Here is a 22,206-nt window from a genome sequence, read left to right as displayed (position 1 = left end):
GGGGGCTTGTATCCTAGATGCTTTCGGTCATTCAAAGGCATAGGGCAGGAGACCAATTTGTCATTAGCCATCAGTCATTTTATCCATTATCAATTACCAATTACCCATTTCGCATTACCCATTTCCCATTACCTACTTCACGTCCGTCACCCGCCAACTCAACTTCATATTGATCCAGAAATTCCACAGAGTCACAGTTGCGATCGCAATCAACTTAGCCAAATATTCGTTTACCTTAAAAACATTAAACAGCACATTCACCAGCAGCACATTTATCATCAAGCCAATCAAACAAATCACATTAAATTTCAACAGCCGTTTCAAGCGCTGGCGCTTTCCCTGCTGCCGCTTAGAAATATCACCAAAAGTCCATAAATCGTTCCACAAAAAATTATTGAAAATTGCCACTTCAGCAGAAAAAATTGCACTGCGAGTCAGCCCCAAACCGAGGACAGTCCGCAGCAAGTAAAAAACTCCCATATCCACAAAAACGCCGCTGAAACCAACCACGCCAAACCGCAGGAATCTGCCCATCGGCCAGCGGGCAAAGCGCAACCGAAGCAAATGTTGCAAATACTCAATATACTGTTTCCAGGTAACTTTGCTCTCCCCTTCTTGCCGCTCGTGAAACACGTAACCAACTTCTCCAATCCAGCGGATATCGCCTCTGCCGAGCACTTCAATCAATATTTTGTAGCCAGCAGGATTCATGGTTTTGCCGGCTATGCAACAGCGCCGCACCATAAAATACCCGCTCATCGGATCGGAAACTCGGCCCACCACTCCCGGCAGGATCACTAACCCCACGGTTTGAGCGCCCCGCGATAAAAATCGCCTGACAACGCTCCAGTCGCTCACCCCGCCCTCGCCCACGTGACGGCTCGCAGCGGCCAAATCTGCTCCCCGCTGAATTTCTGCTAAAAGCTGCAACAGCGTTTCCGGGGGATGCTGCAAGTCGGCATCGATGACGCCCAAAACCTCGCCCCGAGCCGCCTGCCACCCGCGAATTACGGCCGTGGAAAGTCCCCGCTCTTCTTCCCGGCGCATCACCCGCAATTGCGGATATTCCGGTGTCAGGGAAAGGGCGACTTCCCAAGTGCGATCGGGGCTGTCGTCATCGACTACAATTAATTCGTAGTCGCCGGGAATGATGCCATCGAGCAATTGGCTCAATTTTTCCACAATACTCTGGATATTCCTGCACTCGTTGTAGGTGGGAATGACGAGGGAAAAATAAATTTCCGCTGTGCGTGCATCTGTAAAAGTTGAACCGAAAGTCTGTATAGCAGGAATTTGCAAGGGCCCCGACGGCACTGGCAATACCTGATTTGGTTGGTTTATGCCCATAATTTCAGTGTTAAGAAAGTCCAGAATAGTTTCGTAGCACTTGAGATTGTAAAATATCGTTCCTCCATAATTGATTAGTTAAAATATAAAAACGCCTTAATTCTAGTCAGTAATTCTGTAATTGAGTTAAAAAGAAAACTGTGGATGCAATTCTCGATCGAGCTTTACAAGGTTATAACATTTCTTCTGCAGAGGCATTGGTACTTTTGCAGCAAACAGAGCCAGACGCGCGAGCTTCTATTCAAACAACCGCTGACTTGCTCCGGCGCCGACAATCAGGGGATACTGTCACCTACGTTATCAATCGGAATATTAACTTTACTAACATTTGCGAGCAGCATTGCAGTTTTTGTGCATTCCGCCGCGACGAAGGAGATGAGGGCGCTTTTTGGTTAGATGCAGCTCAAATTCAGGAAAAGGCAACTGATGCAGTGCAGCGGGGTGCAACGGAAATTTGTATGCAGGGCGGCTTAAATCTTCAAGCTAAGCTGAACGGCGCATTTTTACCTTATTATCTGCAATTGGTAAAAATTATTAAGGATAAGTTTCCGCAGTTGCACTTGCACGCTTTTTCGCCGCAAGAAATAGAATTTATTGCCAGAGAAGATAATCTTAGTTTCAGCTATGTAATTTCGGCTTTGCAGGATGCGGGAGTTGGTTCGATGCCGGGAACCGCGGCAGAAGTTCTCGACGATGCTGTGCGGCGGGTGATTTGCCCGGAAAAACTAAATTCGGCAACTTGGCTAGAAATTGTGGGAACTGCTCACCGTCTGGGTTTGCCGACAACGAGTACAATGCTTTGCGGGCATATTGAGACAGCCGAACAGCAGGTTTTGCATTTAGAAAAAGTGCGATCGCTCCAACAAACTGCGATCGACCAAAACTATCCAGCACGCATCACAGAATTTATTTTACTACCCTTTGTTGGACAGGAAGCACCGGCACCTTTGCGGAGTCGAGTCGGCCGCGACCAACCAATTTTAGCAGATACATTGTTACTCACCGCTGTATCGAGAATCTTCTTGGGAAATTTGATTCCCAATCATCAACCGAGTTGGGTAAAATTAGGTTTAGATGGAGCTACAGAAGCGCTGAAATGGGGCTGCAACGACATCGGCGGTACATTGATGGAAGAACACATTACAACGATGGCTGGTGCGGTTGGCGGCAGTTGTCAGTCTGTGGAAGATTTGCAAAATGCGATTAGTTCTTTGGGGCGGAGTTATCAGCAAAGAGATACAATTTATCGACCTTTAGGGGTTGACAATTTGGCAGTAATAAGTAGTAGGATAAATTGAGCGATGTCTTACAGCGAGTTCACCTCAATTATCAAAGTTAAACAAGCCTTTGGATTAACAACTGTAGAAGGCCCGCGATTTCTACCGCAAATAACTCCGATCGCTCCGAGTGCAACCCTGACAGATTTTTTGGCAAATAGTTTACCCGTAGCTGTGGCCACAGGTAGCGAAAAAGCTCGATCGGAAATGATTATTACTCCGGTACTGCTGGAAGTCAGGAAGATTTTGCAGCAGAATATTAGCTTGTTTTCGGGGGAAGACTTTACGGTTGATTACGAAACTGGACTAAACGGGATTTGTGATTATTTGATTAGTCGTTCTCCAGAAATGTTGGAGATTGAAGCACCCGCAGTGGCGGTTGTTGAGGCTAAAAAAGCCGATTTGAAGACAGGAATTGGACAGTGCGTTGCAGAAATGGTGGCAATGCAGAAGTTTAATGAAGCGAAGGAAAAACCAATTTCAGTTATTTATGGCAGTGTCAGTAACGGCACGCAGTGGCGATTTCTTAAACTAGAGGAAAAAATTGTATCGATCGATCTTAATGACTATGCCTTGCCTCCGGTGGACGAAATTTTGGGAATGCTAGTTTGGATGGTACGAGATGGCTGAATAACCGCGATCGCACTTTTGACTCAGTTGCTAAAGTGCGATCGCACATTTAGACTTCATTGCAACCGGATTAATTTGACTAACAGACTCATGATTTCTCCCCGATCGGGTGTAATAATGATGCGATTGTCGGGAATCGCGATCCTCTTCGAGGGCTGCGCTAACGGATGAGTCCAACGAACAGCTTCCTCGTAGCGCAATGCGTGCAGTTGGTGGATAGTTCGGCGTACCCCCAGCGGCGAACCGATGATGACGTGACGGACTGCTTCGCGATCGGCCTCAAAGGTTTGGTTGGTTAAAACATTCGGCGATGTTTGGTTCGATGATGAATCTTGCAACATAGCTTTGACCAATAATTTTGGATAGGTTTGATGCTTTGTAATGGTAAAACCGCGTACAATTTCTAATGAAAGAAAAGACCGCTATTCCCGTAAATCACAATTTGTTAAAACAATACTATCTGATGTTTCTGTATTTGCCTAGAGCAAATCAATTTAGGGTAAGCGTAAATCAATTTAGGGCAAGCGTAAATCAATTTATGGTAAGCGTAAATCAATTTACGGTCAGGGTCAATTAGCTTATGGAAATGTTTAAAAAATTCGAGCGATCGCCCCTAATGCGACTGAGAGTTCAGCGGTTTATGACTCAAAAACAGCTAGGAAAAGCACTTGGAGTTACGGAAATGACGGTAAGCAACTGGGAATCCGGGCGATCTGTACCGAAGCTAACGCCTGTTCAATACAAGAAGTTGCTAGAGATTCTGCAAATTACCTCTGCTGAATTACCAGACCAATTTGGTTTTCCTAGCGATGCTGATGGATAGAAAATGGAATATTATAATCGAGGCGTTTTAAATTTTAAACCAAAAATGGTGAAAGTTAATCTACTCAAAATTACTAGATAATAAAACTAACTAAAATTCCCAAAATTTCATCAACTGGCGGCAGCGAGTATTCTCTCAAACCAATGGTAACAGTTTGCTCTTCTAATTTGATAAATTTCCACAAGTTCCCGGTCGTAACGCAACCATAGAGCTTGTTTACAAAGTAGCCGTTTTTTTCATTGAAACGCTGAGCCGCAATCATTTCAGCAACACATTGTCCAAGTCCGCCGTTGATGTCTTCTTTTTTAGCTTCCACCACAATCATAGCAGGAGCTTCGATAAAAAGTTGTTCGGGTGATTTGCTGATGAGGAAATCGCAGACACCGTTAAGTCCCACAGATTGATCTACAGTAAATTCATTCCCAGAAAAAAGACTGATTTGCTGATGAAAAATATCTTTTAATTCTAAAAGAATCGGACATATAATCATTTCAGAACGAGCTTTTTCCGTATTCAGTGCTAGGGCAAGAGGCAGGCGTTTTTCGATGAACTCAGCTAGGGCTGGACTCGGCTGAATCGGGGGCGCAGAAACAATAAAAGTAGGTACTTCTATTAGGGTGAGCAGAAAGTCTTGTTTGACTTTTTTGAGGGTGAATTCGCTATAGGACATTGCTGTTCCACGCTCTGAATAAAGTGGTCTGGCTTAGATTATAACTCACATCTTTTACTATTTTCATGAACAGGCTTTCCGGCCTGTTCCACAACATATTAAATTAATGCTCTTTCGCTGAATCCGGCAGTCCGCCAGGGGTTGAAACCCCTGTCTCAAAGCTAAAGTCCTCTGAAGAGGACTGAAGAACTCATTAGTCCTCTTCAGAGGACTTTCGCTATTAGCCAGGGAATTGATTCCCTGGCGGCCTGGGGGCTTTTCGGTTTAAGCAGGAGATGAGATTAAACCTTAAACTTCTCCACAATCCGTCTCATCGCTTCTTCCACATTCTCCCGACTATTAAACGCCGAAATGCGGAAATAACCCTCACCCGCCGCACCAAAACCAGAACCCGGAGTTCCCACCACATTGCAAGTTTCCAGCAACTTCTGAAAGAAATCCCAACTCGACAAACCGTGAGGCGTTTTCACCCACACATAAGGTGCATTTTCGCCACCAAAAACCTCGATTCCCGCCGCTGTCAATTTCTCGCGAATAATCGCAGCATTTTCCATGTAAAAATTGACTAATGCCTGAATCTGTGCCTTGCCAGCCTCTGAATAAACCGCCTCAGCACCGCGCTGCACTATGTAAGAAACTCCGTTAAATTTAGTAGATTGGCGGCGGTTCCACAATTTCCAAATTTCCACATCGGAACCATCTGCTGCTTTTCCAGTCAAAGTCTTCGGTACAACTGTTAGCGCACAGCGAGTACCCGTAAAACCAGCATTTTTGGAAAAAGAACGAAATTCGATCGCACAATCCCGCGCCCCTTCAATTTCGTAGATAGAATGGGGTAAACTCGGATCGGTAATATACGCTTCGTAAGCCGCATCGAAGAAAATAATCGAACCGTTAGCCTTAGCATAATTTACCCAAGCTTGCAAGTGTTCCTTGGTTGCAGTTGCCCCCGTCGGGTTATTCGGGAAACACAAGTAAATTAAATCGACTTTTTTGTCCGTGGGAATTTCCGCAGTAAAATTGTTTTCCGCTGTAATTGGCAGGTAAACTAAGCCGCCGTATTCGCCATTTTCGTTCGCATCTCCCGTGTGTCCAGCCATCACGTTAGTGTCTACATACACCGGATACACTGGATCGGTAACTGCGATCGTGTTATTGTTGCCAAAAATATCGAGAATATTGCCGCAATCGCACTTAGAACCATCAGAAATAAAGATTTCCGAAGCATCAACATCGCATCCCCGCGACTTGAAATCGTGCTCGGCAATTTTCTCCCGCAGCCACTCATAACCTTGTTCCGGGCCGTATCCTTTAAAGGTATCCCGCGAACCCATTTCTTCCACCGCCGCCACCATCGCCTCCCGACAAGCAGCCGGTAGCGGTTCAGTCACGTCGCCAATCCCCAGCCGGATGATGGGCGCTTCGGGATTAGCCTCTGCATAGGCTTTCACCCTGCGCCCAATTTCGGGAAACAGGTAGCCGGCTTTGAGTTTGAGGTAGTTGTCGTTGATAGTTGCCATAGTTCGATCGCTACAGAATGTCGTAGAATAGCTTATACCATTTTAGATTTTAGATTTTAGATTTTAGATTTGAAGAATTGAAGAATTGAAAAACTGGGAATGACTGATGACTATGGGGGTTGGCAGCTTGCAGGCAGTTGCATTCTGTTTTGAAATTGGTATTACTACTAATCGTCTTTCTCAAGCAAAAGGAAGTTCGGCAACAAATTTTATCAGGGATTTAACGGATTTAACGGATGGATATTGAGGAGCGAGGGAAGATTTTCCCCGTTCGGACACTCGAACACTCGGCAAATCCGCCATCACAGGCAATCTGCACAGTCGCTCACAGCTATTGACAAAAAAATCAAACTATCTTGTATAATCAGAATAGTGTGCAGCGCAGAAACAATTATGGACGAGATCGAGTACGCCAAACTCTATCAGGAACTGGCGGCAATTCTGGATGAGTTTAATTTGGGTTGGGTAGTGCAACAAGTAGCGGATACTGTAGAGATAGGCAAAGTAATTGAAGAGCGATCGCTCAAAAGAAAAACACCTCTGCTCAAGATAGAAGATTATACCGCAAAAGAACAACTTTTGCTGTTAATTAATGCTGTCGAACAAGCGACGGTCAACACTTCCGAAATGGAAGACGAAATTGCTTATTTCTTGAAAGTAGAATCTGAAACCTCTCCCCTCGGCACAAAAATTACTTTTGCCAATTCAGGTGCCGAAACTGCCAAAACAATTGAGTTTACCTCCAGCGTCACAGCCCCCCGCCACAAACAGGCGATCGCCCTCAAGCACTTGCTGGAAAAACTGCCCTCTGGGCCGAGCAACTACGCCATCAATTCCGAAATTAAAAGCAAATTAAAAAGCTCGATCGATCCAGATTTTAACACAGCAGCAGAACAAGCCAGAATTTTTGACACTTACCTCTTCACAATCTTGCTAAAAGCAGTTGCTAATGAAGGCGGTACTATTTATTACAACAATGTTTTAGACGACGAAACACCGAAATATTTAACATTTAGAAAAACAGCGGGAAAAATTCACGGAACGGCACATCCCTATACTCATGCTGTTGTGGAATTTCCCGACAAACCAGCCCTGGAAGTTCACCTAGGAGTAAAAGTCCAAGGTAGAGCCGGAGTTTTGCACAACTGCAACGTTTTAATTTTGTACCAAAAAGAAGCAAATATCTGCCGCTTGCTTAACCGCGAACCTCGGCACTCGCAGGTAATTTTAGCAGTAAAATCGGAACACAGCACCTCAGAACTTCAACTAGAAATGGCTGGTGCTTTTATCGGCTTAGCATCAGACATTCGCTACGAAGGTGGCAGCTATTTTATTTCTAACAGTTACTCACAACCCGTAGCCAAACTGCTAACTACTGCTCGCAAAAAATGGGAACACAACATTTTTCCGAGAGCCACAAACGATGTCCACCGAATGATGTACTCGTTTCAAACTATCTTTAAAGACTTTAAAGCCAGAAACTGATTCAATTAATCAGGACTAAGGCAAACTGTCACAAAAGTCTTGCTACATTTTTTGTGTTAGGTTTCGTTTCACGAGCCTAACCTACTGTCTGATTCAAGTAAGGAATGTTTTTCTGGTTGTTTCCGGAGGGGTAAATTCGAGTTTCCTAAATTTGCCCGGTTAAATGTATCTGCTAATGTATCTGCTACATGAGCCAAGAAAATAATCTATCATGTTGCGAGCACCCGAACCTTACGAATAATGTTTAAGAAAGATAAATCTTCCCTGTTGTTTACGATCGGAGCCGCCACACTTCTGATCGGTTTAGGCTTTGTCACCTACTACCTCGTCATTTCCCGTGGGCCCGCCAAAGATTTGCCGCCGGGGGCAACGGTTGTCCCGCAAGATACGATGATGGCCCTATCCATCAGCACCGATGAATCGCAGTGGAATAGACTGCGAGAATTTGGCACGCCGGAGTCAAAAGCTTCGTTTGAGAGGTTTTTAACTCAAATGCGCGATCGCCTGCTCACAAGCAACGGCTACGCCTACGGGCAAGACATTCAACCCTGGGTTGGTAACACAGCAATGGTAGCCTTTCTCCGCAACAAAATAGCTATACCAGCCCCCTCGCCGGCACCCAACACGCCCCCATCTCCGCCAATTCAACAGTCAGTGGCAATTATCCTGCCAATTGCCAACCCAGTCAAAGCCAAAGAATTATTAGCAAAACCCAGACCCCTTAGCCAAGGAAAAATTGTTGAGCGTAATTATAAAGGGGTGCAAGTCACAGAAACTCAAGGCGTACCCGATCGCAATTTCTCAGTCGCGGTACTCGGCACAAGGTATCTAGCAGTCACCACAGATCCTAGCGCTACAGACAGAATAATCGACACCTACAAAGGCGAACCTTCCCTAGCAAAAACCCCTGGCTATGCAGACGCCATAGACAAAATAAAAAGTCCGGGAGCCTTCGGTCAAATCTACGTCAATATGCCCGTTGCCGCCGCCTATGCCGCCGCCAACTCAGCCCGCGAAATTTCGCCAGAAAGCCTCGAAAAACTGCAACAAAATCAGGGATTTGCCACCACAGCGACGCTGGAAGAAGAAGGAATTGCCTTCAAATCAGTCTCTTGGCTAAAACCCGATTCTACCAGAAGGATAGCAGTAGAAAACAATGCTCTAAAAATGGTTAACCGCCTGCCCAACAATACAATAATGATGGTATCCGGCGGCAACTTGCAGCGTTTGTGGCAAGACTACGTATTGGGAGCCGAGGCAAACCCGATTTCCCCGATTAATCCCCAAGTTTTACGCACAGGTTTAAAATCCACTACGGGCCTGGATTTAGATAAAGACTTGATGAACTGGATGGCGGGAGAATTTTCTCTATCATTAATACCAGCGCCAGCCCAGAATCCCAGAGACAAATTTGCTGCCGGATTTGTATTTATGGTGGAAACAAACAACCAGGGGGCTGCGAACAAATCCCTGAAACAGCTTGATGAAACGATGAAAACTAAAGGATTTAGAGTGGAGGAAATTCAAGTCGGCGGCAAACCGGGGATTAAATGGACATCGCCGTTTGGAGGGATTACGGTAACTCGCGGCTGGATGAACAATGTAGCGTTTATGACAGTAGGAGCTCCCGTGGTTGATGCGATCGTTCCGGAACCGAAAAGTCCGCTTTTAAGCAGCGAACTGTTCCAGAAAACAGTCCGATCGCAACTTACACCCCACAACGGCAATTTCTTCATCGACACCGAGAGTGCGTTTAACCCGAAAAACCTAGCTTTGCCGGAGTTTCCTCCCAGCCAAAAAATGTGGATTGACGCCACGCGGTCGATCGGCGTTACAGCGGCCGTCATTGGCGATCGTACCACCCGTTATGACGCTTTTGTCGGTCTCAAAAAATCCACCCAATCCACTCCTTCACCGGGCCTTGCTTCACCGCGCCCTGCTTCACCGCGCCCTGCTTCACCCAGTCCCTCGCCCACTGTCCAAACTTCACCCAATTAACTCTTAAATCCTGCCACAAATCCGCCTGCACACCCCCTTAACCACCAACAGGGCGATCGATTAAAATCCAAAACCCGCCGATATAAATCGGCAATAATCGAGTTGACTATAAAAGGGAAGTAGAGCCGGATTTAAGGAGTTTTACTTCACAAAACCTCACACAAAACAACCAAAAACCCGGTTTTTTATTTAAATAAACCGGGTTTCTGAATACTCTAACAATTTGACTTACTGAAGAAGAATTCAGAAGTCAGCAGCCTGAATCTCGAAGATATTCTGTGCGAAAGGATCGAGAATCGAGGCTTAAGCCCCCCGATTTTAATGGTGGGTCACAAAAAATCACTTCCGTGACCGTTAACACTCACTTCAGGCATGGGGTATTCTGAATTCTGAATTCTGTCTTCTGACCCTTCTCATTTCTTATTTTCATAATTTTAATTTTCGGCAAGTGTAGACTTTTTTTGTATAAAATAAAAATTTTTGGGATGTTTCCGAGTCAGTCTTGGACGCAGAAACCTAGTTTTTGAAGCCCGATACTTCCTTCAGACTCTCAATAATAGTTAAAAAACCAGGTTTCTACGGGTGGGAGTGCCTCTATGAAGGCCGTTTTTGTTTTTTTTTATTAATATGTCATGCGGAAGATACAGAGCCTAGGCATTTCGAGTTATATTTAGATTGTGGAGAAGATACGCTGAGAAAATTGCAAAAGCAGAGGCCAATTCTACCCATTGACTCCTGAATGCACTTGCAGTCAGCAACCCGGTTGCTTCATAAATATAGCGTCTTCAACCGTTCCGAAAAACCTATGCAGATATTGGCCTTCCTAGTCAGCACCTGTACAACATCGGAACCGGCAGTCAAGCATCTTAACTGACTACGTTCATCTGGTCACGACACCGTGATGTAAACGCCAGCATTATGCACTGTCGAAGGCGATTAAGGAACGAGTGAACAGGTTGATAGCCAAGCGTATCGCTTTCCTAAGCAGGGAACGTGAACCTTTACCAGGCAAACCTTACTTAGCAATAAGACTTACAGAATAGCTCACAAATACCACCTCTGAAAATGAGGGGTAGATTTCCAATCTTCTACGCACATTGACCAGACACAGCACAGATGTGGAGATATTTAGTGACACAGCCGTAAACCCAAGTTTTTTCTACAAAGTCGGTTTTTTTACCTAATTTCTGTGATTTATATATTTTACCCATTAAAAACCTATGAAAAGCGTCAAAAATATTCAAAAAACGTCTAAATCCCTATCTAAAGCAAGAATAAGCAAACTGGCACTTGCTCTGCAAATAGTCTTAATAAATCTTTACTTTGTGCAAGCAAAAGCTGAAGGTCAAACAATTGTGCCAGCGGCGGACGCAACGGGTACTACCGTGACTCCCGCAGCGCAAAACGGAACTCCTGGGCAGCCAACTCGCTTCGATATTGAAGGCGGACAATTATCGAGCGATCGACAAAATCTTTTCCACAGCTTTACAGAATTCGGCTTGTCGGAAAATCAGATTGCCAACTTTATATCAAACCCCAACATTCGCAACATTTTAGCGGGCATAGGCGGCGGCAACCCCTCGATTATTAACGGCTTAATTCAAGTAACCGGCGGCAATTCTAACTTGTTTCTAATGAATCCATCCGGCATCATATTTGGCAACAGTGCCAGCTTAAACGTGCCGGCTTCTTTCACAGCAACCACCGCCACCGCTATTGGATTTGGTTCAAACTCGTTTAACGCTGTCGGTAGTAGCACTTACACATCTCTGACAGGCGTGCCCAATTCCTTTGCTTTCGGGGTCGATCGAGCAGGGGCAATTATCAGCACGGCCGACTTAGCAGTCAAGTCAGGGCAGAACTTAACCTTGCTCGGCGGCACCGTTGTCAGCACAGGCAACCTTTCGGCCCCAAACGGTCAAATTACCGTCGCATCAGTCTCCGGGACAAATTTAGTGCGCCTCAGCCAGCGAGGCAATTTGCTGAGTTTGGAAATAGAGCCGCCCTCAGCAACCAGCAGCACTGGAACATCCAGCACAGCTTCTACATTCTCGATCGCAACCTTGCCCGAACTCCTCACAGGCATCGGTGAAACGAACGCTACAGGCCTCAGCGTCAATGCCAACGGTGAAGTGGTACTCACGGCCTCTAACCGAGCAGTAGCTGCGGGGGACGTGGCACTAAAAGATGCAAACGCTCGGGCGATCGAAATTCAAGCAGCCAACAGCATTGCAGTCAGCGGAAACCTGACAAGTTCCCAAGGCGGCCCAATCGCCCTAGAAGCTAGGGGTGATATTAGCACTGTCGATATCAACTCCAACTCCGACACCACCGCAGGCGGCAACATCACCGTCACCAGCCGTACAGGAAAAGTAGAAACAGGCAATATCAACGCAAGGTCGATCGACAAAAACAGCAACGCCGGAGACGTTAGTATTGCAGCACCCTCAAGCAGCATTCAAACAGGTTTCATAGACGCCAACTCCGAAGAAAAACAAGGTGGCGAAGTCACCCTCAACGCGCGCAACGATATCGAAGTAACCCATATCAACACCGAAGGTAGAACAGGCGGAGGAAAGATAGACATTACAGCCGGCGGCAATTTCCGAGCGACAGGCACTTTCACAAACGATAACAACTGCTTGTCGCAAGCTTGCAGCATTTCCGCATCCACGACAGGTAGCGCCAATGGTGGAGATATCACCATTCGCCACGGTGGCGAAGCCTCGAACACTCTTTTCACCATCGGGCCAGACTATAACAGAGTCAACGGTACTGCTGGCAGCATTGCCACCGGCGGTCCAAAGAAGGAAAATGTGATTACAAAGGGAGGTTATTTCAGCCCCAACCCTCAGATAGTACAGCCGACACAAATTAACATTACGGCTTCTTCAGTATCGCCAGCACCAACACCCGCACCAACACCCGCACCAACACCCGCAGCGACACCCGCACCAACACCCGCACCCGCAGCGACACCAACACCCGCACCAACACCCGCACCAACACCCGCACCCGCAGCGACACCAACACCCGCACCAACACCCGCACAAACACCCGCACCCGCAGCGACACCCGCACCCGCACCAGCAGCGACACCCGCACCCGCACCAGCACCAGCACCCGCACCAGCACCAGCACCAGCACCCGCACCAGCACCAGCACCAGCACCAGCACCAGCACCAGCACCAGCACCAGCACCAGCACCAGCCCCAGCACCCGCACCCGCACCAGCACCAGCACCCGCACCCGCACCAGCACCAGCCCCAGCACCAGCCCCAGCCCCAGCACCAGCCCCAGCACCAGCCCCAGCCCCAGCACCAGCACCAGCACCAGCACCCGCACCCGCGCCCTTACCCGCGCCGACTCCCCCGCGAGCATCCCTACCAGCACCAGCACCCGCCCCAGCACCCGCACCCGCGCCAGCACCCGCGCCCGCACCAGCACCCGCGCCAGCACCCGCGCCCGCACCAGCACCAGCACCCGCCCCAGCACCCGCGCCAGCACCCGCACCCGCGCCAGCACCCGCGCCCGCACCAGCACCCGCACCAGCACCCGCCCCAGCACCCGCACCCGCACAAACATTAACGCCAGCACCCGCGCCAGCGCCAGCGCCCGCACCAGCACCAGCACCCGCGCCCGCACCCGCGCCCGCACAAACATTAACGCCGACGCCAGCACCGGTCTCAAATCTGCCACCAGCACCGATAATTACTCAAAATCCAGCACCAGTCCCAAATTTGCCGATCGCACCGACAATTACTCAAAATCCAGCACCGGTCTCAAATCTGCCACCAGCACCGACAATTACTCAAAATCCAGCACCAGTCCCAAATTTGCCACCAGCACCGACAATTACTCAAAATCCAGCACCAGTCCCAAATCTGCCACCAGCACCGATAATTACTCAAAATCCAGCACCGGTCTCAAATTTGCCACCAGCACCGATAATTACTCAAAATCCAGCACCGGTCTCAACTCTGCCACCAGCACCGACAATTACTCAAAATCCAGCACCGGTATCAAATGTGCCACCAGCACCGACAATTACTCAAAATCCAGCACCGGTCTCAACTCTGCCACCAGCACCGACAATTACTCAAAATCCAGTGGTTGCGCCTGCTGCTGCGCCCATAAATCTCGCGCCGACACCGGAGATCGCAGCCAACCAGCCACCCAGCACAAATCGTTTATTTTCGCCTAGCTTGCAAGAGCAAAACCAGATATCTAATTCCTTGCAACAGCGCATTTCACCTCCCGCGTTTGGGAATCTTGAAGCTTCCAAGTTGCCCACTAACGTCGGCGCTGTTATTTTTCCCGTGGAGGAGAGATTTACCAGTGAGTTTGTCGATTACCTAAATTTGCCATCAACAAATACGATCGCCACCTTAGAAGATGCCCAAAATACCCTTCGCAGTGTCCAACAAGCCACAGGCATCAAACCAGCTCTTATTTATATCAGCTTTGTACCCAGAGGTTCTACAGTCGATCGGCCTTACAGCAGTTCCCCCGTTTTGCGCGTAGAACAGCAAATTCAAGCCTCTGACGAACTGGAAATGATGGTGATCGCCCCGGAAGGCGTGCCCGTTCGCCAGCGCATCTCTGGAACCTCTCGCGCCCAGGTAATGCAAGCTATGGAGAGATTTCGGGCTGAACTGACTAATCCGGTAAAGCGCAATACTAAAAGTTATTTGCCCTTGGCTCAGCAACTCTACCAGTGGATGGTAGCGCCGCTCGAAGCAGAACTGCAAGCCAAAGGCATTGAGAATTTATCTTTTATCTCAGATATGGGGTTGCGATCGATACCGATGGGTGCACTGCACGACGGCAAAGGGTTTCTGATAGAGCGTTACAGTGTTGGCTCAATGCCGAGTCTCAGTTTGACGGATACCAGCGCCACCAATTTTAAAAATACCCAAGTTCTGGCAATGGGGGCGTCGCAATTTCCAGAGATGAGTCCTTTACCTGCGGTGGAAATAGAAGTATCGACAATCACGCCGCAGCAGTGGCCGGGCAAGTCTTTCTTGAACGAAGCTTTCACCCTGGCCAATTTAAAATCGCAGCGCCAGCAGTATCCTTTTGGGATGATTCACTTGGCTACCCACGCCGAATTTCGAGCTGGAGAGCCCAGCCAATCCTTTATTCAGTTGTGGGATACTAAATTGCGTTTGGATCAGTTGCGGCAAATGAATTGGCACAGCCCGCAAGTTGAAATGTTAGTTTTGAGTGCTTGCAAGACTGCTGTGGGCGATCGAGAGGCCGAGTTGGGCTTTGGCGGGTTAGCCGTGCAAGCCGGGGTTAAATCGGCTATGGCGACTCTTTGGTATGTCAGCGACGAGGGCAGTTTGGGGTTGATGACGGAGTTTTACGGGCAGTTAAAAACTGCTCCGATTAAAACAGAAGCACTGCGGCAAGCGCAATTAGCGATGTTGCGGGGAGAAGTGCGAATTGAAGGGGGGATGCTGCACACTTCTGTTGGCAATCTGCCGTTACCCCCAGAATTGGCAAACACGACGACTCAGAATTTCTCTCATCCTTATTATTGGTCTGCTTTTAGAATGATTGGCAATCCTTGGTAATAGGGTTTGTTTTAGTCGATCGATTGTTGGCTAATTGTGCGATATTTCGATCGGCGGGGTTGGGGAATATGGGTATAATCGATCGCAATTTAGAGCGCTCCTTCGGCGTTTGTGCGATCGTTTCAGACCTGGATTCAGCAACGCCCGCTGATAATCTAATTGAATACCTGCAAAAAGATGAAGAGCCTGTTTGTAACTTTATTTAAATAAAGAAAGTGCGATCGCCTCTTGACAGGTTATAGTATTATACCTAGAGTCATAATTAAACAGTGCTGCTGTCAGCCCTCTATGAGTGGCGACTCAAATATGTTACCTAGAATACATATTCACTATAAACACCGGTATTGAACACATGAGTAAACAATTATACAAAGTTTTTGACGAAGTAGAATTCAAAGCTCAACTGCTTGCTAAATACTGGAATAATTTTTATACAGAAATTTCCGAGCATTTACCAGATACATATCAGCCTGAAATGCAAGAACTGTCTATAAAGTTAGACGAGGCTTTAAGCAATCTGGTTGATCAACTTCGTAATCCGACTCTGACTCTGGCGACTACAGGAACCACCAGTAGCGGGAAAAGCACTTTGGTAAATTTGTTGTGTGGAGCCGAAATTGTTCCTGTAGCCGTAAGTGAAATGAGCGCCGGGGCAGTCACTATCGAATATAGCAAGGAAAAGTCTCTAATAATCCATGAAACACCAGGAGCATTGTGGGAATGTGGAGAATGGAGAGGTATCAGAGAGGAAAAAATTTATCAGCGCTTATACCAAGTAATGATAAGTTATATCGAAAACCGAGAAACACAACCGAATTTAGCTTGCCCACAATCTACAATATTTTACCCTTTCAGGCTTGTCAAAGAGTCTAAACTGGAACTACCACAAGGAACAAGGGTAAAAATTCTTGATTTACCTGGTTTGGCCTATGTGGGCGATCAAGGTAACGCAGATGTTATTAAACAGTGCCGAGAGGCCTTGTGCATAGTCACATACAATAGTGCAGAAACTGATGCACATAAAGTAAAAAGTTTACTGCAAGAAGTTGTACAGCAGGTAAAAGATTTAGGTGGTTCTCCGGCGCGTATGCTCTTTACTCTGAATCGGATTGACGTTTTTCGAGCCGACAAAAATTGGCCTGAAACAGAAAATCGCTTTGTTGAGAAAGCTATACGTGATATAAAAAACGAATTGACTGAACAATTACAAGAATATACAGAAGATATTGAGAAGTTACAAGTTGTCAAACTTAGTACATGGCCGGCTCTACTAGCTCTTCAGATCCAAAATAATGATGATATCTATAGTGCTGAAGCCTGTAAAAAGGCAGACAACAATTTTAATGGATTAATTGATGAAAATATATTAGAAGTCCTGCCACGTAACGTACAAAAATGGTCTAGACACGATCGAAACCGAGTTGCTGAAGCATTATGGAAAAAATCTTATGCAGAGGAATTTCAACAGAACTTAAGGGAACATATTACTCAACATTTCCCACAGCTAGTAATTCCACAAATTATAGAACGTTTTAATCGGGCTGCTGGAAATGCAGTAACGGAATGGGCAACACAAACAACAACAGCCATTCTGAATAGTTCAGAAGCACTTTATCAACAGGAATGTAAAAAAATATCAGACATTAGGTCATCACTTAAACAGTTCTTAGAAACTAGCGATGCAAACTTAAAACAGCCTTTTGAAAAACTAGATACAAAAGTTAAACAGGTTCTTGGAAAACAGTCAGAAGATGATGTTGTGAAGTATATAAGAACCATAATTTCGGAACTCCAGCAGGTCGAACCATACGATGAATTACGAGAAAAATTATTCCCACTTTATTCATGGGAAAATGAATTTCAAAAAGGAATTAACCAAGTATTAGAAGCAGTGGCAAAGTCTTTAGAAACTGGAAGGGTAGACTTAGACAGTCCGAATTTAAAAAGAGCAAATGTTTTAAATGTCAATTTACTAGCAAGAAACTTGAACCGTTTAGTTGGCTTAGGCTACAAGGCTTCCGTTGCTAAAGAAGGAAAAACAATGGAAGCAAGAACGGAGGCTGAGAAAAATAAACTCAAACAACTTAATGAGGAACTCAATGAACTAGCTATCCATCTTAACATTGTTATACAGGATGTATTAAAACAGATTTCTACTCAAGAATCAAATAGAATTCATGAGGCTGTGTCCGAATTGTTTCGCTGCCATTTGTCTTATTTTGAAAATGAAGCAAATGATATTGCACCTAACATAGCAATTAAATTTCCTGAATCAGAACTGATTAAAGTCGAAACTGATTTCACATTTAACTTTAGGTTTAAAGCAGGATTTCCTATTACAAAAGGGAATTGGGAGGAAGCAGTACAGGTTCCAAGACAAAAAAGAACTTGGTATACATTGTGGATAGGGAAGAAAACCATTTATGAAACCGAATATCGAACTCGTTCTAGCGATAATGCTGATCTACCAAGCGTAGACAATTTACTTGAAGGGTGGGTAATGCAGGCAAAAGGGGAAGACTCAGAAAGAGTAAATCAAGTTGCAAGCTGGTTTCTAGAACAAATTGATTGTCTAAAAAAAAATGTAGATAAAGTTCAGAGTGATATTCTTGACCGTTATCAAGAAAGGCTTGATAAGGCACACCAAGAGATTACTCTAGATTATGAAAAACAAAGAAACGTCTGGCAACCTATGCAACAAAAAGCTCAAAACCTAGCCGAAGAGTTTTCTAGCTTAGAACAAGTTTGGAAAGTTAAGTGAAGAATTGATAATTAGCTTTGTTAATTTAAAATTATTGCTCAATCCAAAAAATATAATGGCATGACTTCGCAAACCAACAATCCAGTAGCTCAAAACATAGAAAAATTGTATCAACCGATTTGGAAAGAGATTTATCCTAAAATTAAAAATCACAAGAAGGGAGTTCTGTCCACAATAATATATATAATAGTTGGAGGAGACAACTCACAAGCTCAAGAAGTTTGTCAGCGTTTTCAAGTTAAAGCATACGCATCAATAGAAGATGATTTATCTAAATTCGACGAGATTATTGAGCTTTTCATAAGGAATCCTAATAACACAACAGCGATAAATGATGATAATATAATTAAGCGGGCTGAGAAAATTGTTTTAAAAAATCTACGTAAGGTTAGGAATAATTTGGAAGGTAATGATATGGAATTATGGCAAATTTTTTTAATAGGATGTCTAATGGTAGGAACAGTTGTTTGTATAAAAAATAAAGGACGAGAATTAGAAGATAGTCGCGAAATTCAGCTATCAGATAGCCTTCCACTACGATCAAAAATCCCAAAACCTGTAGATTTGTGTCTTGTTGTACCAGCATCAGTGGTAGGAAATTTAACAAACAATAGCCCAATTAATGTGTCTGACATAGAAAAACTCATAGATAATTCCTTATATTTTCTATGTACAAGTCCTGAAGATGCAGATACTATCCAGCCACGTCTAGAATTAACAGGCGAAAATATTACAACTGTTAGTGAACAGAGAGAAATTTATGTCAGGATTAACATTACTGATGGAGAAGAGATGATAGGGAAGAAAGTCCCATATATTTTAAAAAGAAATCTCCCTTCTAATGGAGAAGGTAGGGTTACACAATTAGATTGTCTAAAATATCTATCTGTATCTGGTTTAGAAAACTTTAACCGGATTTAAGGAACCGCAAAATGGATTGGAAAACAGCATCTTCTTACTATGAGGCTCGTCTTAGCGACGCTCTCAACGTGCAGCGACACGCGCTTAACTTGGCTATGTTGCCCCAAGCTGAAGTTCCGGCTCGATTAAAAGAGGTACTTTTACAAGAAGCAGAACCAACTCGTCGCCAACTTGAAAGACTCAAAAAGCGCGAGTTTCGCATTGCAGTTGTCGGGTTAGAAAAAGCAGGAAAAAGCACCTTTATTAATGCTTGGTTGCAATGTGATTTACTTCCAGCAAAGGGAGGAAGATGCACATTTACCACAACACAAATTTATTCAGTTGAAAACGAGTCTGAACAAAGGCTGGAAGTACAAGCGAGAACTGAAGAAGAGTTTATAAACTTACTCAAGGAACTGGAGAAAGTTGGGGCGAAAGAAGACCTAAATACTATACGAACAAACGAAATAACCTTACAACAGGTAAGAAGAGAAGGTAATCTGACTTTTCCCTTTACTAGACTCGAAGATATTAGAGAACCACTCAAGAAGTATGTAGCAGATGAAAAGTATGCTCACGCTGTTTTAGAGGCGAGACTTTATACTAACAAACTTGCTCAGGCTGAAGGGATTGTTTTTTATGATGTTCCCGGTTTAGATTCAGGTTTAGCAAAGCACGTTGATGAAGCACAAGCAATGCTTTCTGACTGTGATGCGGTGATATTGGTACAGCGGTTTACTAGCCTCCGAGAAAAGGAACTAGAAATAATCAAGTTTACCGAACTTGGCGATAAAAACGTCACCGTTGCTGATAAGCTTTTTGTATTTTTAAGTCGGATTGATTCATTAGGTAGTGCAGAGGCGCTTAAAACACATATTGAAGAAGCATCTCAAGACTGGTTAAAGCGTGCAAAGCTTCCACCTGAACGCATTGTATATGGTTCAGCCGGAGCCTATCTAATTTTGAATGGTTTAGCAGGAGAACAGACTAAGTTAGAGATTGGGGATGCAAGTAATATCGAAGCTCAGTTGAAGAGACTGACTGGAATTACCGATGAAGAAACTCTGAATAAAAATGGTACTGGAATTCCAGAAATTAAGGAAAAAATATTTAACTATATCAACACTGAGCGTGTCTCGATTTTAAAGAAAAGATGCGAAGCGTCTATCAATAAGATTTTCAGCAATTCAGAACAGATTTATATTACAGTCAGCAAAAAGTATCCCGAAAATCCTGAAGAAGCCAAGCTATTTGAAGAAAATAATCGGCGGGTTTTATTTACAGAATGGTGGAATCAAAAATGGGAAACAATCAAAGCTGATTTACAAAAATACTATGAATATTCTGTTATAAACAAATCCTTAGATAGTTCTAATGCTAAGTCATTCACTCAAATAGAAAAATTTAGAGAACGATATTTACAAATCGTTGACAATGAAATGCAGAAACTCAGGGAGGAAACCTTTAAAAAGAAAGAGACTATCTTTCTTGCTAACTCCAATCCAGAGTTTGACCGCATGAAAGCCAATTTTGCTTGGCGTGATGATTTGTACGGTGATATTAGTAAGCTTCTCTCTGCAATTGCTCATCAACTTGCTTTAGAACTTAAGGATGAAGCATTAAAATTAGTTGAATATATGACAAGTTTATTATGGGAAAGTAATCAAGTAAAACCCAGGCTCATTGAAAATTCAGAGGAATATTTTTTAGCAAAACTAGAGAATAGCTTAAGCGTATTATTTTTACGCTTTGCACGTCCAGTTGCTGAAGCGCTGATTCGCGGCCCAGTTAATAGTGATACTCGAAATAAAATAATCAAAAGTTTAGGGGTAGATATTGAAATTATTGATAACTACTATAGTGGGGAAGAAGCTGCATTTAGGGTTCTCAAAAAATATGTAAAATATGGTTCAGATTTACTATTTAATTCGGAGATTCGGCAACAAGTATTAGGAGTTACAGGAATAGCAACACAAATTGCTGGGGTAGCAGCGCAAATAGTGGGAGATTTTTCTAATGACATAAAATCGCCACAAGAAGAAGCTGTAGTTTTTGAGGTAGGAAATGATATTAGTGCGTTTGAAGAATACTTAATTTATGCAATTTTCAGTGCGGCTGGTTTTGAGTCATACTGTATTCAAGAACTGAAGGGTTTAGTTGATAGTTTCCGAGACAAAGAAGGTACTTGGACTGGCGTTGCTCTCAATGAGTGGTTGCAGGGAAATTCACTTCTGTTTGCTGAAATACCTGATAAGTTGAAGTCAAAAGAATCGAATTTAGAAGTTAGCGAACGATTGAGGCAATTATCTATTGCTTTAAAAAGAAGTCGTTCGCCGGAGGTACTGTGAGGGACTGAAACTACAGGAAAATAGACCTTTTGCAAAAGTCCTTTTAATGAAATTTTAGGACGCGCTCTCCGGCCCATCCCACAAAAATCATCTTTTCTTGTGGAATGGGGCGGAGAACCCGTCTTAGCTATTTTTTGCAAGAGGTCTAATTTAATACCAATTCTCTAAAGTCTTGCAACAATGATGAGTGTGGGTTTGTTTACGCTCAGCCGCTCGTGTCAGGTGCGTCGCTCGATTGTGGATATTCTTTAAGATTTAAGGGTGGCGACGCACCCTACAGATACTGTTGCATGAGTTTTGAGAATTAGTATAACATAAGTCTGTGGGTTCGATCGCCCAAAACATCTTCCACCATCATCAATCCGCTTCTAATCCGCCGGAATCATCCCCGATCGCACCCTGAACATCCTCTCAGCAACGGCGGATGCACCAAAAAAACCCCAAAAGCCAGGAAGTAGAGGGGGGGTACGTTTTGATGTGTTTGTGCGCGTAAATGGCGCGATCGCCCCCTCAAGTACAATTCCTAACCTCGTATCACTCTCCCTGCGGCAAATTCTCCAGCCAAACCACTAAATCCTCGATCGACTGAAAATCTAACAATTCCTCTGCTAGAGTTTCAATTTGCTCGATCGACAAATCAGCAATTCTAGTGGTGATAGATTCCGGTAATGTTCCAACTCGCCGATTTAACAGACGGCGATTTAACTGACGTAAAATCAAGGCTCTTCCTTCTTGTTCGCGACCTTGCACAATGCCTTGTTCAATGCCTTGTTCGATGCCTTCTTCCTTAGCTTCCCGATAAAACCGAGTTTCCTCAAGCGTAATCCCTAACATCGCCTCTGCCTCCCTTCGGTTCAAATTTGTAAAC

General features: G+C 44.7%; 16 protein-coding genes. 11 read left to right on the top strand and 5 right to left on the bottom strand.

Annotated elements, in window-relative coordinates; genetic code table 11:
- Positions 1 to 132: 132 nt before the first annotated feature.
- On the bottom strand, positions 133 to 1,347 hold the full coding sequence (locus QUA88_RS18855) for a glycosyltransferase (protein ID WP_333056468.1): 1,215 nt from the start codon (positions 1,345 to 1,347) through the stop codon (positions 133 to 135).
- 140 nt (positions 1,348 to 1,487) lie between these two features.
- Here QUA88_RS18855 and cofH point away from each other — a divergent pair, with 140 nt between their 5' ends.
- Both cofH and QUA88_RS18845 read left to right on the top strand, forming a co-directional pair.
- On the top strand, positions 1,488 to 2,645 hold the full coding sequence (cofH, locus tag QUA88_RS18850) for a 7,8-didemethyl-8-hydroxy-5-deazariboflavin synthase subunit CofH (protein ID WP_333232277.1): 1,158 nt from the start codon (positions 1,488 to 1,490) through the stop codon (positions 2,643 to 2,645).
- Positions 2,646 to 2,648: 3 nt separating this feature from the next.
- Entirely contained in the window at positions 2,649 to 3,254 is a 606-nt protein-coding gene (locus tag QUA88_RS18845) for a hypothetical protein (RefSeq protein ID WP_333056466.1), read from the top strand.
- A gap of 56 nt (positions 3,255 to 3,310) precedes the next feature.
- On the opposite strand, the gene QUA88_RS18840 is transcribed toward QUA88_RS18845, so the two are convergent.
- The gene (locus tag QUA88_RS18840) at positions 3,311 to 3,595 is read right to left on the bottom strand and encodes a hypothetical protein (protein ID WP_333212042.1); all 285 of its coding nucleotides are present in this window, start codon (positions 3,593 to 3,595) and stop codon (positions 3,311 to 3,313) included.
- Positions 3,596 to 3,834: 239 nt separating this feature from the next.
- On the opposite strand from QUA88_RS18840, the gene QUA88_RS18835 reads away from it, so the two are divergent.
- Entirely contained in the window at positions 3,835 to 4,077 is a 243-nt protein-coding gene (locus QUA88_RS18835) for a helix-turn-helix transcriptional regulator (RefSeq protein WP_333263747.1), read from the top strand.
- A gap of 73 nt (positions 4,078 to 4,150) precedes the next feature.
- On the opposite strand, the gene QUA88_RS18830 is transcribed toward QUA88_RS18835, so the two are convergent.
- Positions 4,151 to 4,747, bottom strand: coding sequence for a hypothetical protein (locus QUA88_RS18830; protein ID WP_333273119.1), 597 nt, complete (start codon positions 4,745 to 4,747; stop codon positions 4,151 to 4,153).
- 281 nt (positions 4,748 to 5,028) lie between these two features.
- Positions 5,029 to 6,267 carry an LL-diaminopimelate aminotransferase gene (locus tag QUA88_RS18825; protein ID WP_333033869.1) on the bottom strand — a complete coding sequence of 413 codons (1,239 nt, stop codon included), beginning with the start codon at positions 6,265 to 6,267 and terminating at the stop codon, positions 5,029 to 5,031.
- 106 nt (positions 6,268 to 6,373) lie between these two features.
- Between QUA88_RS18825 and QUA88_RS18820 the strand changes: the two genes are divergently transcribed.
- From QUA88_RS18820 to QUA88_RS18785, 8 genes are all read left to right on the top strand, one after another.
- Positions 6,374 to 6,514: a hypothetical protein gene (locus tag QUA88_RS18820; RefSeq protein WP_332950583.1), complete on the top strand. Its 141-nt coding sequence runs from the start codon at positions 6,374 to 6,376 to the stop codon at positions 6,512 to 6,514.
- Positions 6,515 to 6,660: 146 nt separating this feature from the next.
- Positions 6,661 to 7,752: a hypothetical protein gene (locus QUA88_RS18815; protein ID WP_333250733.1), complete on the top strand. Its 1,092-nt coding sequence runs from the start codon at positions 6,661 to 6,663 to the stop codon at positions 7,750 to 7,752.
- A gap of 240 nt (positions 7,753 to 7,992) precedes the next feature.
- A complete protein-coding gene (locus QUA88_RS18810; protein ID WP_333056460.1) occupies positions 7,993 to 9,750 on the top strand; it encodes a DUF3352 domain-containing protein in 1,758 nt (585 codons plus the stop codon).
- A 1,220-nt stretch (positions 9,751 to 10,970) separates the two neighbouring features.
- The gene (locus QUA88_RS18805) at positions 10,971 to 15,329 is read left to right on the top strand and encodes a CHAT domain-containing protein (RefSeq protein ID WP_333273115.1); all 4,359 of its coding nucleotides are present in this window, start codon (positions 10,971 to 10,973) and stop codon (positions 15,327 to 15,329) included.
- Positions 15,323 to 15,535 (top strand): hypothetical protein, encoded by a 213-nt coding sequence (locus QUA88_RS18800; protein WP_333273113.1) that lies wholly within the window; start codon positions 15,323 to 15,325, stop codon positions 15,533 to 15,535. Before QUA88_RS18805 ends, QUA88_RS18800 begins: the two co-directional genes overlap by 7 nt.
- A gap of 146 nt (positions 15,536 to 15,681) precedes the next feature.
- Positions 15,682 to 18,090 (top strand): dynamin family protein, encoded by a 2,409-nt coding sequence (locus QUA88_RS18795; protein ID WP_333273110.1) that lies wholly within the window; start codon positions 15,682 to 15,684, stop codon positions 18,088 to 18,090.
- 60 nt (positions 18,091 to 18,150) lie between these two features.
- Positions 18,151 to 19,011 carry a hypothetical protein gene (locus QUA88_RS18790; protein ID WP_333273108.1) on the top strand — a complete coding sequence of 287 codons (861 nt, stop codon included), beginning with the start codon at positions 18,151 to 18,153 and terminating at the stop codon, positions 19,009 to 19,011.
- An 11-nt stretch (positions 19,012 to 19,022) separates the two neighbouring features.
- Positions 19,023 to 21,338, top strand: a complete 2,316-nt coding sequence (locus tag QUA88_RS18785) for a dynamin family protein (protein ID WP_333273105.1) — start codon at positions 19,023 to 19,025, stop codon at positions 21,336 to 21,338.
- 534 nt (positions 21,339 to 21,872) lie between these two features.
- On the opposite strand, the gene QUA88_RS18780 is transcribed toward QUA88_RS18785, so the two are convergent.
- Entirely contained in the window at positions 21,873 to 22,172 is a 300-nt protein-coding gene (locus QUA88_RS18780; protein ID WP_333273103.1) for a DUF4351 domain-containing protein, read from the bottom strand.
- Positions 22,173 to 22,206: the final 34 nt, after the last annotated feature.

Origin of the sequence: Microcoleus sp. D3_18_C2, from assembly GCF_036702395.1 — a bacterium.
GTDB lineage: Bacteria > Cyanobacteriota > Cyanobacteriia > Cyanobacteriales > Microcoleaceae > Microcoleus.
This window is presented reverse-complemented; position numbering and strand designations above follow the sequence as displayed.